Source organism: Bacillus sp. AFS040349, from assembly GCF_002577655.1.
Taxonomy (GTDB): Bacteria; Bacillota; Bacilli; order Bacillales; family Bacillaceae; genus Metabacillus.
On sequence record NZ_NUMC01000141.1, the window covers coordinates 1 to 13624 of the forward strand.

Annotated in this window: 13 protein-coding genes; 8 read left to right on the plus strand and 5 right to left on the minus strand. The window is 33.7% G+C overall.

The window, feature by feature from the left end; translation table 11 throughout:
* The 4 genes from COD11_RS23540 to COD11_RS23555 all read left to right on the plus strand — a co-directional run.
* Positions 1-298: Ger(x)C family spore germination C-terminal domain-containing protein (locus COD11_RS23540; protein ID WP_304362991.1), on the plus strand; the 298-nt coding region annotated here is incomplete at its 5' end.
* Positions 299-410: 112 nt separating this feature from the next.
* Positions 411-1736: a polysaccharide biosynthesis protein gene (locus COD11_RS23545; RefSeq protein WP_098799344.1), complete on the plus strand. Its 1326-nt coding sequence runs from the start codon at positions 411-413 to the stop codon at positions 1734-1736.
* Positions 1737-1842: 106 nt separating this feature from the next.
* The gene (locus COD11_RS23550) at positions 1843-2346 is read left to right on the plus strand and encodes a TlpA family protein disulfide reductase (RefSeq protein WP_098799345.1); all 504 of its coding nucleotides are present in this window, start codon (positions 1843-1845) and stop codon (positions 2344-2346) included.
* Between the two features lie 474 nt (positions 2347-2820).
* Positions 2821-4677, plus strand: coding sequence for a heavy metal translocating P-type ATPase (locus COD11_RS23555; protein WP_231309739.1), 1857 nt, complete (start codon positions 2821-2823; stop codon positions 4675-4677).
* A 68-nt stretch (positions 4678-4745) separates the two neighbouring features.
* Here COD11_RS23555 and COD11_RS23560 read toward each other — a convergent pair whose 3' ends face one another.
* From COD11_RS23560 to COD11_RS23570, 3 genes are all read right to left on the minus strand, one after another.
* Positions 4746-4961, minus strand: coding sequence for a hypothetical protein (locus tag COD11_RS23560; RefSeq protein WP_098799347.1), 216 nt, complete (start codon positions 4959-4961; stop codon positions 4746-4748).
* Positions 4962-5069: 108 nt separating this feature from the next.
* Positions 5070-6185 carry a glycosyltransferase family 2 protein gene (locus COD11_RS23565; protein ID WP_098799348.1) on the minus strand — a complete coding sequence of 372 codons (1116 nt, stop codon included), beginning with the start codon at positions 6183-6185 and terminating at the stop codon, positions 5070-5072.
* Between the two features lie 123 nt (positions 6186-6308).
* Positions 6309-7820, minus strand: a complete 1512-nt coding sequence (locus tag COD11_RS23570; RefSeq protein WP_098799349.1) for a phytoene desaturase family protein — start codon at positions 7818-7820, stop codon at positions 6309-6311.
* 210 nt (positions 7821-8030) lie between these two features.
* Between COD11_RS23570 and COD11_RS23575 the strand changes: the two genes are divergently transcribed.
* Both COD11_RS23575 and COD11_RS23580 read left to right on the plus strand, forming a co-directional pair.
* The gene (locus tag COD11_RS23575) at positions 8031-9134 is read left to right on the plus strand and encodes a M24 family metallopeptidase (RefSeq protein ID WP_098799350.1); all 1104 of its coding nucleotides are present in this window, start codon (positions 8031-8033) and stop codon (positions 9132-9134) included.
* Between the two features lie 32 nt (positions 9135-9166).
* Positions 9167-9883, plus strand: a complete 717-nt coding sequence (locus COD11_RS23580; protein WP_098799351.1) for a thermonuclease family protein — start codon at positions 9167-9169, stop codon at positions 9881-9883.
* Positions 9884-9954: 71 nt separating this feature from the next.
* Here COD11_RS23580 and COD11_RS23585 read toward each other — a convergent pair whose 3' ends face one another.
* Entirely contained in the window at positions 9955-11013 is a 1059-nt protein-coding gene (locus COD11_RS23585) for an EAL domain-containing protein (RefSeq protein ID WP_098799352.1), read from the minus strand.
* A gap of 259 nt (positions 11014-11272) precedes the next feature.
* Between COD11_RS23585 and COD11_RS23590 the strand changes: the two genes are divergently transcribed.
* Both COD11_RS23590 and pfkA read left to right on the plus strand, forming a co-directional pair.
* Positions 11273-11920: a haloacid dehalogenase type II gene (locus tag COD11_RS23590; protein ID WP_098799353.1), complete on the plus strand. Its 648-nt coding sequence runs from the start codon at positions 11273-11275 to the stop codon at positions 11918-11920.
* A gap of 23 nt (positions 11921-11943) precedes the next feature.
* Positions 11944-12903, plus strand: a complete 960-nt coding sequence (pfkA, locus tag COD11_RS23595) for a 6-phosphofructokinase (RefSeq protein ID WP_098799354.1) — start codon at positions 11944-11946, stop codon at positions 12901-12903.
* A gap of 465 nt (positions 12904-13368) precedes the next feature.
* Here pfkA and COD11_RS23600 read toward each other — a convergent pair whose 3' ends face one another.
* Positions 13369-13584: a hypothetical protein gene (locus COD11_RS23600; RefSeq protein WP_141549741.1), complete on the minus strand. Its 216-nt coding sequence runs from the start codon at positions 13582-13584 to the stop codon at positions 13369-13371.
* Between the last annotated feature and the right edge of the window lie 40 nt (positions 13585-13624).

The following is a 13624-nucleotide window of genomic DNA, read 5'->3' on the forward strand; positions in this document are numbered from 1 at the left end:
AGAAGTTTTGACAATACGAGTTCATATTGAGGGGGTTATAAATGAGTTTACAGGGAAGAAAATTACCCCAGAGGTAATGGGGAAAGTTGAGAAAGCCTTTAAAGATGTTGTGGAAAAAGAATCGCTAGCTCTAATTGATAAATTTAAAGAGTTAAAAATAGATCCGATTGGAATTGGAGACGATCTCCGGTCACAGTCTCGTACATTTCTAATTGATGAGTGGCGGGAGCGAATCCCTGAGTTGGAGGTGGACTTGCAGGCGGATATAGTTATCTCTGAATCAGGTGTTATCGATTAAGTTTATCAATTTTGTGAATTTTGATAAAAATAAAAGATGCTTGTTTTATTTAAAGGTGTTGTCTCATATCGTTTAGTAATGGACTAGTCTAAAGATAAGGGGACAAGACATCATGAATACTTTTGTTAAAGGGACATTAATGCTTGTTATAGCAGCCTTTTTCGGTGAATGTTTAGAGTTTTTCATTAACATGATTTTGGCTCGGGAGTTAGGAGAAGAGGGAATGGGCTTATATATGTCCATTTTACCGATTATCTTTTTTATTGTTATAATCGCCAGTTTAGAGTTGCCGATTTCTATTTCTAAATTTGTTGCTGAAAAGCATCGTGAAACACATTTTTATATGTTGAGACATACTCTTTTGTTGACCATTATCTTTACATGTATATCTGTTGTAGCTGCTGTACTAACTATTCCACATTTACCATTTTTAGATACCTACCATCCATATGTAAAATGGTTGTTCGTTATTCTCATACCTGTTGTGTCATTTTCATCGATTGCAAGAGGTTATTTTATGGGAGTACAACACATGGGGAAGATCGCATTTTCAAATTTCTTAAAAAAGCTAGTACAACTTGGTATTCTTTATTGGGTGTATCAATCCTTTCAGTTTCAAATTGAGCTTGCATTGCTTATTGCTTTAGCTACATTAATTGGAAGTGAGCTGCTTGTAAGTGCCTATTTAATTGCTGTCTATATTATGGAATATCAAATACTTAGCAAAGAAAATAATAAGTTCCTACGTGGAGATAAAGTGAGAAAGGCTCTTTTTTCCGTCTCTTTTCCAACTACAGGATTGAGGCTTTTTCATTCTTTTACACATGCAATACAGCCTTTCCTTGTAAAGGGTGCTTTAGTTGCAGCTGGATTTTCTAGTATCATGGCCAATGAACATTATGGAATGCTAGCGGGTGTAGCTATGTCAATTGGTTTCTTTCCAGCTTTTATAGGTCATTCTTTAATGGTGATGCTTATACCGAATGTGTCTGAAGCCTATGCGAATAACGATAATAACAAGTTAGTACGATTGTTACAGCAGTCAATGGTTATTACATTACTTTATGGATCTGTTTCGGTTTTTGTGATGTATATGTTTGCAGAACCACTTTCCCGCTTATTTTTTGATTCTTCAACTGCTGCATTTTATTTAAAGCTATTATGGCCGTACTTTCTTTTCCATTTTTTCATCATTCCTATGCAAGCCTATTTAATTGGTTTGGGGCTCGTCAAGGATGCCCTTTTTCATACTGTATGGTCCCATATCATTTCGTTTGGGATGATGTATGTATTAGGTTCTATGGAAGTACTGCAAATGAAAGGGATTATCTTGGGGATGAACATGGGAGCTGTGCTTCTTATGCTCATGCATTACGTAACAATTTGCAATAAGCTAGAAGTAAGTGTGTATTTTATGAAAAAAAGATATACGTATTAATTGGAGGTGGAATATGAGTAAGGGAGCTATTAACATAATCCTTTATTCATATTTTTTTGTTTTCTGGTAAAAGTAAGCAGAGGATAATATCTTAAAGGGTGATTTAATGAACACATTTAGCTTTTTTTTAAAGATACTGCTCATCATTTTTATTGTTTTTCCTGTTTTTAGCGATAGCTCGCTTGCTCTTGAAAAAGGAGAAAAAGCAATTGATTTCACATTGAAAACGACAGAAGATATTGAATTCAATTTAGAATCCCTAAAAGGAAAAGTAATTGTTCTTACATTTTGGACTACTTGGTGTTCTTATTGTCAGGAAGAAATGGCGGAATTGAAGAAGTTTTATATAGGGGAAAAATCAAAGGATATTGAGGTAATTGGAGTTAACATTACATCTTCAGAAAACAGTCAAAAAGAAGTTATCCAATTTGTGAAGCAATCAAAATTACCGTTTTCAGTTGCTTTAGATGTAAATGGAGAGGTTTCAAAGAGTTATCAAGTCATTGGAATTCCTACGAATTATATAATAGATAAAACTGGAACAATTAAAGACAAAATATTAGGACCTGTAACTGCTGAAAGGTTACATCAGGCATTATTAGATCTTTAGGTCACTTTTAAATTAACATGATAAATATTAATAAACTTATTGTTAATGGTTTGGCTAATAGTGGTTTTTCTCACAGATTAAATTAAATTTAATATCATTTATTTAAGGGAGTACAGTTAGTGACAAGGATTCTTGCATTAACTGTACTTTCTTTTTATGCGTTTAAAAGGTTAGCACCTTATTTAGGAGGGTATTATAACTAATTTATTGAGAACTCTTATTATTAATAATTATTATCATTTAATAATTATAATAATTATTACTTGAAAATAAAATGTTGTTTGCTATAATCAAATTATACCTTAATTTAATCATGTTTTGTTTGAATAGACCTAGAAAATTTAAAAGAATAAAGACTGTGACGATGAATGTTATTCTCAATTAGAAAGGCGGATGATTATGGAGACAAACACGGTAAGTGGAATAAATCCTCAAACAAACGCAAAAAATGAAAACCAGTTTCTTAAAAAAGGGATGGAACATATAGAGCTTATTAATGCAATTATTTCTGGTATCTTAATAGGTTTTGGATGGTTTTATAATAATCAGGGGAATGAGACAATCGCTATTCCACTTTTTATTTTGGCCTTTATTATAGGTGGATTTGCAAAAGCGAAGGAAGGGATAGAGGAAACAATAGCAGAGAAAAACCTGAACGTTGAACTACTAATGATCTTTGCAGCAGTAGGTTCTGCTATTATTGGTTATTGGACAGAAGGTGCCATCCTTATTTTTATTTTTGCTTTAAGTGGTGCATTGGAGACCTATACAATGAATAAAAGTCAACGGGAAATTTCCGCATTAATGAGTTTGCAGCCTGAAGAGGCAGTGCTGTTAGTTGACGGAAAGGAAAGTCGAATCCATGTTTCTTCATTAGCTATTGGTGATACCATTTTAGTGAAACCTGGTGAAAGAATTGCAACAGATGGTTATATTTTATCCGGTAAAACAAATATAGATCAATCTGCTATTACAGGAGAGTCTATGCCTATTGAAAAAGGTATAAATGATGAGGTGTTTGCTGGTACAGTTAATGGAAATGGTTCAATTACAGTTTCTGTTACGAAAAAAAGTACAGAAACAATGTTTCAGAAAATATTAGATTTAGTTCAGTCTGCTCAATCGGAAAAATCTCCTTCACAACAATTTATTGAACGGTTTGAAGGCACGTATGTAAAAGGGGTATTACTATTAGTTGCAGCGATGATGATATTACCTCACTTTTTATTTGGTTGGACATGGAATGAAACTATTTATCGTGCACTTGTCTTAATGGTCGTGGCATCACCTTGTGCATTGGTTGCATCAATTATGCCAGCAACTCTATCAGCCATATCAAATGGGGCAAGAAATGGTCTCTTATTTAAAGGTGGTATGCATTTAGAAAGGTTAAGTAAAACAAGTGTTGTCGTCTTTGATAAAACAGGAACTTTAACAAAGGGAGAACCGGCTGTTACAGATATTATTACGTCTAAAAATGTGGATCTTAAAGAATTCTACGAAGCAGTTTACTCGATTGAAAATCAATCAACACATCCACTTGCAAAAGCTATCGTTTCCAAAATTAATAAAGACAACCCAAATCACCCGGCCAAAATGACTTCAGTGGATGAAAAGTCTGGATTTGGTGTAAGTGCAGTTATGAATGGAGTGAATTGGAGGATCGGTAAGTCGGATTTTGTTGGAAGAAGTATAGCGGAGACATTTCATGATGGAATAAGCGAACAACTTGCTAAAGAGGGAAAAACCATTGTATATGTTCTTCGTAATGATGAAATGATAGGGCTAATTGCTTTAAAAGATGTTGTAAGACAAGAGGCAAAGGCTGCAATTGAAACCTTGCAGCAAAGTGGAATTAAGACAGTTATGTTAACGGGTGATAGTCTATCAACCGCAGAAGCAATCGCAAAAGAGTTGAAGTTGGATTTATTTAAGGCTGAGTGTTTGCCGGAAGACAAGGTGGCAGAAATTAAAACATTAAAAGAGACATATGGTACAGTAACAATGATTGGGGACGGAATTAATGATGCTCCGGCGCTTGCCATTTCCGATGTGGGAATTGCAATGGGCGAAGGTACAGATGTTGCACTGGAAACAGCAGATATTGTTTTAATGAAAAATGAACTTTCGAAGCTTACAAATGCTTTGAAATTGTCTAAAAAGATGAATAGAATTGTAAAACAGAATATTGTATTCTCTATGTCTGTAATTGCACTATTAATTTGTTCAAACTTCCTCCAAGTGTTGGATTTACCTCTCGGTGTTATTGGACACGAAGGAAGTACCATTTTGGTTATTTTGAATGGATTACGTTTATTAAGAGGGATATAGAAAGAGAAAAGAGGGTGTTTCATACAATAAGAAAGAGTATGAATCCCCTCTTTTTAATTTCCTGCATTTTATAAAGATTCTTTAGGTGCATTAACTGCTCCTTCTTCCTCATCAGGGCGTTTACTTACAATGATATATGAAATAACAAAGCAGCAAAAGCCTATAATCCATCCAAATATCGTACTATAGTAAAAGGTGTCAATTAATGACATTCCTATAAAAGGAGCAACAACCCCTATGATACAAAGTATAGAAACTAAATGACGTTTTACCCAATGAAGCAATACAAACAACTCCTTAGTAGGAAGAAAGATAGATAGACATATAATGTTATTATACAAGAAAAAGAACTTTTGGAGTATCAATGAAATATTAAGAACATGTTACAATTATTAGTGATATTTACGTCCTTTCCACATATATCCTTTTTTCCTAATTGAAGAAACCATGGAAGAGATCAGTAATGCGATAAAGGATACTGCAATTAACGGCATCGCAAAACTGGTTGAAACATTTTGTTTGTTTTTCCGGTCAACAAACCCTTTTTGTATTACGATAAGTAAGTAAGGAAAAATATTAGATATAGTAATATAATTTTTAGCCATAAAATTGTATACTTCATAGATGACAAGAAAGCCTGGAAAGATAAAGAAACAGAAATAAAAGGAAATAAGAATAAAAGCAAAAAAACGAGAGCGACCAATTCCGATAAAAGTATTTTTTTTAAAGCCTTCCCATACTTCTTTATTGTTCTTATACATGTAGCATGTAACAAATGATGTTATATTGCTCAGAATGACTTTGTAGCCTTGCTTTTTCATAATCCTCGCTAAATGAACATCATCAAGCAAAGAATTTTTAATGGCTTCGTGACCACCAATATTAAAATATGCCTGTCGTTCAAATAACATAAATGACCCATGTGCAGCAGTAGCGGAAGACATTTGCGTATAGTTTGCTAAAAAAAGCGGTAAATGGAAATAAATTAAAAAATGCTGCATGGGCACAAGCCATTTTTCTAATATATGATGAACAGGGAAACGTGGAAAGCCTGTAATTAGATGACCTTTTTGTTTTTCAAGCATATGAATAACTGATTGAATAACATCTGGATTTAAGCGAACGTCTGCATCTAAAAATAATAAATAATCACCTTTTGCGTGCTTGCTTAATTGTTTGCATGCATGGACTTTTCCTGTCCAGCCTTCAGGTAATTCAGTTCCGTAGAGTAAAGTAAAACGCTTATTGTTCAATATCGAGGACTTAATATAAGATGATGTAAGATCAGTTGATTGATCGTCGAGTAAATAAAATTCAAGGTTTTGATAAGTAAGTTTTTTTAGAGATTGGATTAGTTCAATTACATTGTCTTCTTCATTGCGTAAGGGAATTAAAATGGAGACAAGTTTATTGTGATGTATTCTTTGTTTTGTTAATTCAGGCATAAAGAAAGAGTTGAAAATGGTCCAAATCAAAAATAAACTTAAAATGATAATATAAATAAGCATAATGATCCCCCAATTATCTTTATCAAATCTATTGTACTGTCTTAGGGGGGATTTTACATTTTGTAAGGTGTTTTGGTTAAAAAACCCACGTAGACTGTAATATCTTCTACATGGGTACACATATTAGCCAATTTCTCTTTCCTGATCATATTTTAGGTCGTGTTCCAATATTAGATCTGCAGTCAGTTGCCCAGATAAAGTTACCATTGGTACACCTCCCCCGGGATGTGTTGATCCCCCTACAAAGTAAAGATTTTGCACATATGAGCTTTTGCTCGGAAATTTAAAGCCACCGTTTTTCTTACGATCTGTGGCAACTCCATAAATAGACCCGCCGTTTGCTCCGTATAATTGCTGAAGGTCATTAGGTGTAAACATGTATTCAAATTCAATAGAATTTGATAAATCTGTAACACCCATTTTTTCGAGTTTAGTAATAATTGTTTTCCGGTATTCAAGTGCTTTAGTATCCCATGTTTCTCCTTCTTTTAATGGAGGTACATGTGTTAACACAAATAAGTTTTCTTTGCCATCAGGTGCTTGTGTTGAATCGGACTTTGAGGATATTCCAACATAAATTGTTGGGTCTTCTGCTAGAGTTTCCTCATTGAAAAGTTGGTTAAACTCTTTTTCAGGTGATGATGAGAAGAAAAAGTTATGATGTGTAAGATGTTCGTATTTTTTATTAACCCCTAATAAAAGCACTAGGCCAGAAACCGTTGGAGGAAACTTTTCCTGTTCCTGTTTAAAATCAGGATGTAAAGAGTGATCTTCTAACAATGATTGATAGGTAGGCACCACCTCTAGATTGGAGACAACAATATCAGCTTCTACTATTTGTCCATTTTCAAGCTCTACACCCGTTGCTTTGTTTCCATTTAATACGATTCTTTTTACTTTAGTGTTTAGATGTACATTAACTTGTAATTCATGTAAGACCTTTGACATAGCGTTTGCAATTTCGTACATGCCGCCCTCAACATAATATATTCCAAGTCCTAATTGAACATGTGCTAACTGAGACAAAACGGCAGGAGCATGATAGGGGGAAGACCCAATATACATGATTAAAAAATTGAACAATTGCTGAATTTTTTTATCCTTGAAAAATTTACGTGTTCCTTGATGCATTGTTTTCATCGGATCCATAGATAATAACTCTTTAACAGTATGCATGGATCTTAAATCATGTAGTCCTCTTAAGCTTTTTTTATAAACACTTTTCAAGCTGTACTCATACATTTTACTGCAATAATTCAAATAATTGAAAAGCTCTCCTGCGTCATCTTCAGATACTGATTTTAGTTGTTTAATTAACTCAGGTAAATCACTTGTAAGTTCGATGGTTGTGCCGTCTTCAAAAAATGTTTTCCATTGGGGCTCGATTCTTTTAAGTTTAATATAGTCTGAAAGGTTTCTATTGGCATTTTGAAATAATTGTTCCAGTACCCATGGCATGGTTAGAATAGATGGACCTGTGTCAAAAGAATACCCTTTTCCACCTCGCTTGTTCAATTTTCCGCCAAGTCGCTCTCCTTTTTCTATAATCGTAACATCGTAGTTATCTACAGCAAGACGTATACCTGCTGACATCCCGCCTAAACCACCACCGATAATAACAACTTTTTTGTTCATATTTTCCTCCTTAAGAATCTTGAGTGTGAATAAATGTAAAAAACGACCTCTTTTAGAACTTATTTTATCCATGATTTTCCTATTCAAGACAGTGAATTGCTTCCTTAATAGATTTTCTAACAAAGAGTAGTTACTATGGGTTTCGTTAAATTGTACTTTTATAGGTTCATTGCTATCATGTAAAGAGAAGTGTAGAAGGGTAGTGAGATTATGAAAAATCGTATAGAACATGTAATGAAATGGCTTCAAGAGCATAATATTGATATGTGTTTTATCCAAACTAAAGAGAACGTCTTTTATTTAACCCATTTTTATACCGACCCACATGAAAGATTATTGGGTGTTTTTATATTTAAAGAAGCTGATCCTATTATGGTTTGTCCTAATATGGAGGTTAATCAGGTAAAGGCATCTGGGTGGCAAAATGAAATTATTGGTTACAGTGATCACGAAGATCCTTGGGAGCTAATTAAAGAAAGAGTGAGAATTAGACATAAACATTCTTTAAATAAGGTCGCGGTGGAAAAAGAAACTGTTTCCTACAGTAGGGTTGAAAAGTTAAAACAACTTTCAAATGAAGATGTTCAAATTGTTTCAGCAGAGGATATGTTAAATCAACTTAGACTAATAAAGGACAAAAGTGAGATAAAAATCATAACTGAAGCTGCTAAACTTGCAGACTATGGAGTCCAAATTGGGGTAGAGGCTCTTAAAAGTGGTGTTACTGAAATGGATGTATTGGCCACGATTGAATACGAGCTCAAGAAAAAAGGTATAAGAGAAATGTCTTTTTCAACAATGGTATTATTCGGAGAAAAGTCAGGGGATCCTCATGGCAATCCCGGGTTGAGGCAGCTTACTGATGGAGATTTTGTACTATTTGATCTTGGTGTTGTATTAGATGGTTATTGCTCCGACATTACAAGAACTTTTGTGTATAAACAGGCTAATGAAAAGCAAGAAGAAATTTATCATACTGTACTTCAGGCGCAATTAGCTGCATTGGAAGCTAGTAAACCTGGTACTCGAATTGGAGATTTAGATGTAATAGCTAGAAAAGTGATTTCAGATGCAGGCTATAGTGATTATTTCCCGCATCGACTTGGACATGGGTTAGGAATTAACGTTCATGAATATCCTTCCATGAGTCATATTAATGATGATTTGTTAACAAAAGGTATGGTTTATACAATTGAACCTGGAATATACATACCTTCTATTGGTGGAGTACGTATAGAAGATGATGTGTTGATAACAGAAAATGGAAATAAGATATTAACAACGTTTCCAAAGGATTTTACTGTAATTAAATAACCGTAGCACCTAAAAGGATTGACATAAAAAAGATGAGAAAGAAATTAATAAACCTGTTTTTCTTGCTGCTAATGTTCTTAGTAACAATAGCATGCTCTGCAAATCAAGATAGCAAGGACATGATATCTGCTAAAGTAATAAATGTCGTAGACGGAGACACATTAAACGTCATGATTAATGATAAAGAAGAAACAATACGATTACTATTAGTAGATACTCCAGAGACGGTACACCCTACTAAACCTGTTCAACCGTTTGGTCCAGAGGCAAGTCAATTTTTAAAGGAACAGTTAAATGGAAAAGAAGTTCAGGTTGAATTAGGAATAGGTGAACGTGATAAATATGGCAGGCTGTTGGCATATGTGTATGTTGATAAAGAAATGGTAAATAAGTTGCTTTTGGAAAAGGGTTTAGCAAGAGTTGCTTATGTGTTTGAACCTAATACAAAGTATATTGATGAATTCAATTCACTTCAAGAGCAAGCTCAACAAGATGAGATTGGGATTTGGAGTATTGAAAACTATGCAACAAATGAAGGTTTCCAGACAACAATTAATGAAGACCAAAACGAGTTAAATCAAAGTTTGCCAGTTGATGAGGAGTGTACAATTAAGGGGAACATTAATTCAAAAGGTGAAAAAATTTTTCATACAGAGCAATCACCTTCATATAAAATGACAAAGCCGGAAGAAATGTTTTGTACAGAAGATGAAGCGATAGAAGCGGGATATCGAGCGGTTAAAAGATAGCACAAAAGGGATTCAATTGTTGAATCCCTTTTGTGTTACATATAAGTATCTGTTATTCCCTATTTTTTGAATTACAGACCTGCTAGTTGTCGATTTTCTTTATCAAATAAAAGTAAGGAAGGATTTGGGCTTGGCTTTCCAATAAAATATCCTTGTGCTAAATCGATACCAATTTCCTTTAAATATTGGAATTCTTCTTTTGTTTCAATACCTTCACCTAACACTGTAATACCTAGTTCTCTAGCCAAATTCATTACACCAAGTAAAAAAGTTTGATTGTCTTTGTTCATATGACAATCTTGAATATATTGTCTATCAATTTTAATATAATCAGGACGAAGCTTAGAAAGCATATCTAATGTAGAATATCCGGCGCCAACATCGTCTAGTGCAACTTTCATACCGTGGTTTCTATAGGTTTTTAGAATTGATTTTAAATGCTGTACATCATGTATTTTCTCTGTCTCGACCACTTCAAACACTAAATCATTTGGATCCACATTGTATTTTTCGACAATTTGAAATGTGTGTTTTAAGCAATGCGCAGGGTTATAGATTGTTGAAGGCAAGAAGTTGATAAAGCTTTTGATTCCTTGTGGGATTTGATTTGTTCGAGCCTCTATGGCGATTTCACGGGCTTTTTTATCTAATATAGAGTGCATTTCTGTTTTTCTGGCAACTTCAAATAGTTGACTAGGAAAAATAGATTGATCCTTTACCCTTAGAAGTGATTCATATCCATAAATATCGCCACTTTCCATATTAATTATGGGCTGCATATAACTAATAAACTCTCCATTTTTTATAATGTTAACTGTATTTTCATGAATGGTATGTTCATATATTGTTTGTAATGAATACCTTTCAAAAGGTCCCGGCACTTCTTCCTGGTGTATGGCCCCTTTAACTTCTTCAAGAACATTACCCAATTCATAATGAATAAAAGAAAGAAATTCCTTTAATGCACTTTTTGACTCAAAAGCATTAATGAAATGATCTGTGTTAACCTGTTTAAAATAAAGTTTCGTCAAAGTTTCTTTTAATTTATCATTATCGCTAGAAAATATTGAAAGAAAACCTTGATTATGTATTTTAAGAGGTTGAAAGCAGGATCTACAATAATTGACCATCTTTATCCCTCGTTTCAGAATCAAAATTTAGAATGATTTTATTTTACCAAAGATTATACAAAAGTTAAACAAAAATAATTCAAGAATAAAATTGCTAAATGATTCTAGCGAATTGATTATCTTGTCCACTGTTTGGGTATAGCATAAAAGGAACTTTAAAAGTGTTCTTTTACCGTTATTTATTAAGGATATGAGTAATTTCACCGTAGTGTTTTGGTTAATAAAGTAAAAATGGGAAAGTCTAAAGGAGTGATGAAAATTGATAAAAGCCGTTGTTTTTGATGTGTATGGAACATTGTTTAATGTTCATTCTGTTGTTGAAAAATGTAACTCTCTTTTTCCAAGCAAAGGTCAGGAACTGAGTGAACTTTGGAGAAAAAAACAATTAGAGTACTCGTTTCTGAGGCAGCTTATGGGAAATTATGAGACCTTTTTAACGATCACAAAAGAGTCATTAGCATATTCCTGTAAAAGTTTAAGTCTCCCATATAATTCCGAAATAGAAGAGATCTTGATTAATGAATATGCAAATTTATCATTATATGATGAAGTTGAAGAGGTGCTAGCCACACTTGAAAATAAAAAAATAGCAATGTTTTCAAACGGCTCTCTCGATATGTTAAAGCCGCTAATACATAATTCTTCAATAAATAATAATAAAATAGTGTTGATCTCTGTTGATGAAAGAAAACAGTATAAACCGACACCAATGTCTTATCAATTCGTATTAAAAAAGCTTAAGGTTGAGAGAGAAGAGATTTTGTTTGTTTCCTCTAATACTTGGGATATTGCAGGGGCTAAACATTTTGGTTTTCGGACTGCTTGGATTAATCGGGATAACCGAGTGTTTGATTATCTAGGGACTTTTCCTGACAATGAGTACAATAACTTAAAAGGAATTATATAAGAAATTTTTCAGGAGGTTGTATTATGAAAAAAATAGCAGTGTTAACGAGCGGAGGAGATTCACCAGGTATGAATGCAGCTATACGTGCTGTTGTTCGGAAAGGGATTTATGAAGGGTTAGACGTTTATGGTGTATATCATGGCTATGCTGGTTTAATGGAAGGGAAAATAAAAAAACTTGAGCTAGGTTCAGTTGGAGATATTATCCATCGTGGTGGTACGATTCTTTATTCGGCAAGATCTGAAGAATTTAAAAAAGATGAATCACAGCACAAGGCAATAAGACAACTAAAGGATTTAGGTATCGATGGACTTGTAGTTATAGGTGGAGATGGCTCATATCGTGGGGCCGCAAAATTAACTGAAAAAGGTTTTCCATGTGTTGGTTTACCTGGAACAATTGATAATGATATCCCAGGAACAGACTATACCATTGGATATGATACAGCTTTAAACACTGTTGTCGAAAATATTGATAAAATTAGGGACACCGCAACATCTCATGATCGAACATTTATTATTGAAGTAATGGGACGTCATGCAGGAGATATTGCGCTTTTTTCTGGAGTGGCTGTTGGGGCTGAAACTATATTAATCCCCGAAAGAACTTTTGAATTAAATGATGTTGTTGAAAAATTAAATAAAGGTATAAAACGTGGAAAGAAGCACTCTATTATAGTATTAGCGGAGGGTGTTTGTTCTGCAAATGAACTAGCAGAACAATTAAAGGAAAAATACCATCTAGAAACAAGAATTTCAGTATTAGGGCATATTCAAAGAGGTGGATCTCCTACAGGTTTTGATCGTGTTTTAGCATCAAGATTAGGTGCCCGAGCTGTTGAACTTTTACTCCAAGGAAAATCAGGTCGAGCAATTGGCATGCAAAAGCAAGAGATTGTTGATCATGATATTATTGAAATTTTGAAACAAAAAGATCCGTTTCCAGAGGGAGTTTATACATTGTCGCAGCAATTATCAATATAGTCATAGTCTAGATAAAGAGAGCTCATCATTGACAGAGGCTGACTGTTTTAAGTTAAACAGTCAGCCTCTTTTTGTTGAAAATCGAGAAACCATCATCAAAATACTTTCACGATCTTCTATCTTGATGTTTATGTAAGCTTATTTAGCTTTAAGGGTTTATTTTTTGTTATTGTCTATTTTATTGACGCCTTAAGATATAAGCCCTGCCTCTCTTATATCGTTGCGGCTCCTTGGCCGCGCCACTGATTTAAGCGTCTTGTAGTTGTATCATGGTGTTGCTTCATTGCGCGCTTAATTATGTAATACCCATATTGAACATTACAAAACACATAGAGACAAGTTATTTTAAGAAGTTAAGTTAACATGATTTAAATTATCCTATGCTGTTCATGAAAAAATGTTATTGAAAAGAATAAATATGAAAGATGATATTGCAGAGTATAAAGTGAATAAGTATGATAATGCTTAAATTGCTTTTAAAGAAGGATCCACTCCTGCAGAAAGTACATTTTTAACTGAAAAGGTACGAATTTCTTTTCGTAAATAACAATAAGCCATTATTTTCTCATCGGATATTTTCCGAACAAGTATTTTTCTTTTTGAAAAGCTGCCTGATCCTGATAAGTAAATAATTGTAATCGGCAATTTATTTTCTAAGCTTAATTTTAAAAAGTATTTCATAAGGACACCCCCATCTTTCTTCACGTATTGTCAAAACTTC

What these genes read in the sequence shown, in the direction of transcription:
- pfkA (WP_098799354.1), top strand. Translation starts at nt 11,944, where the DNA reads ATGAAAAAAATAGCAGTGTTAACGAGCGGAGGAGATTCACCAGGTATG.
- COD11_RS23545 (WP_098799344.1), top strand. Translation starts at nt 411, where the DNA reads ATGAATACTTTTGTTAAAGGGACATTAATGCTTGTTATAGCAGCCTTT.
- COD11_RS23600 (WP_141549741.1), bottom strand. Translation starts at nt 13,584, where the DNA reads ATGAAATACTTTTTAAAATTAAGCTTAGAAAATAAATTGCCGATTACA.
- COD11_RS23565 (WP_098799348.1), bottom strand. Translation starts at nt 6,185, where the DNA reads ATGCTTATTTATATTATCATTTTAAGTTTATTTTTGATTTGGACCATT.
- COD11_RS23575 (WP_098799350.1), top strand. Translation starts at nt 8,031, where the DNA reads ATGAAAAATCGTATAGAACATGTAATGAAATGGCTTCAAGAGCATAAT.
- COD11_RS23580 (WP_098799351.1), top strand. Translation starts at nt 9,167, where the DNA reads ATGAGAAAGAAATTAATAAACCTGTTTTTCTTGCTGCTAATGTTCTTA.
- COD11_RS23585 (WP_098799352.1), bottom strand. Translation starts at nt 11,013, where the DNA reads ATGGTCAATTATTGTAGATCCTGCTTTCAACCTCTTAAAATACATAAT.
- COD11_RS23570 (WP_098799349.1), bottom strand. Translation starts at nt 7,820, where the DNA reads ATGAACAAAAAAGTTGTTATTATCGGTGGTGGTTTAGGCGGGATGTCA.
- COD11_RS23550 (WP_098799345.1), top strand. Translation starts at nt 1,843, where the DNA reads ATGAACACATTTAGCTTTTTTTTAAAGATACTGCTCATCATTTTTATT.
- COD11_RS23555 (WP_231309739.1), top strand. Translation starts at nt 2,821, where the DNA reads ATGGAACATATAGAGCTTATTAATGCAATTATTTCTGGTATCTTAATA.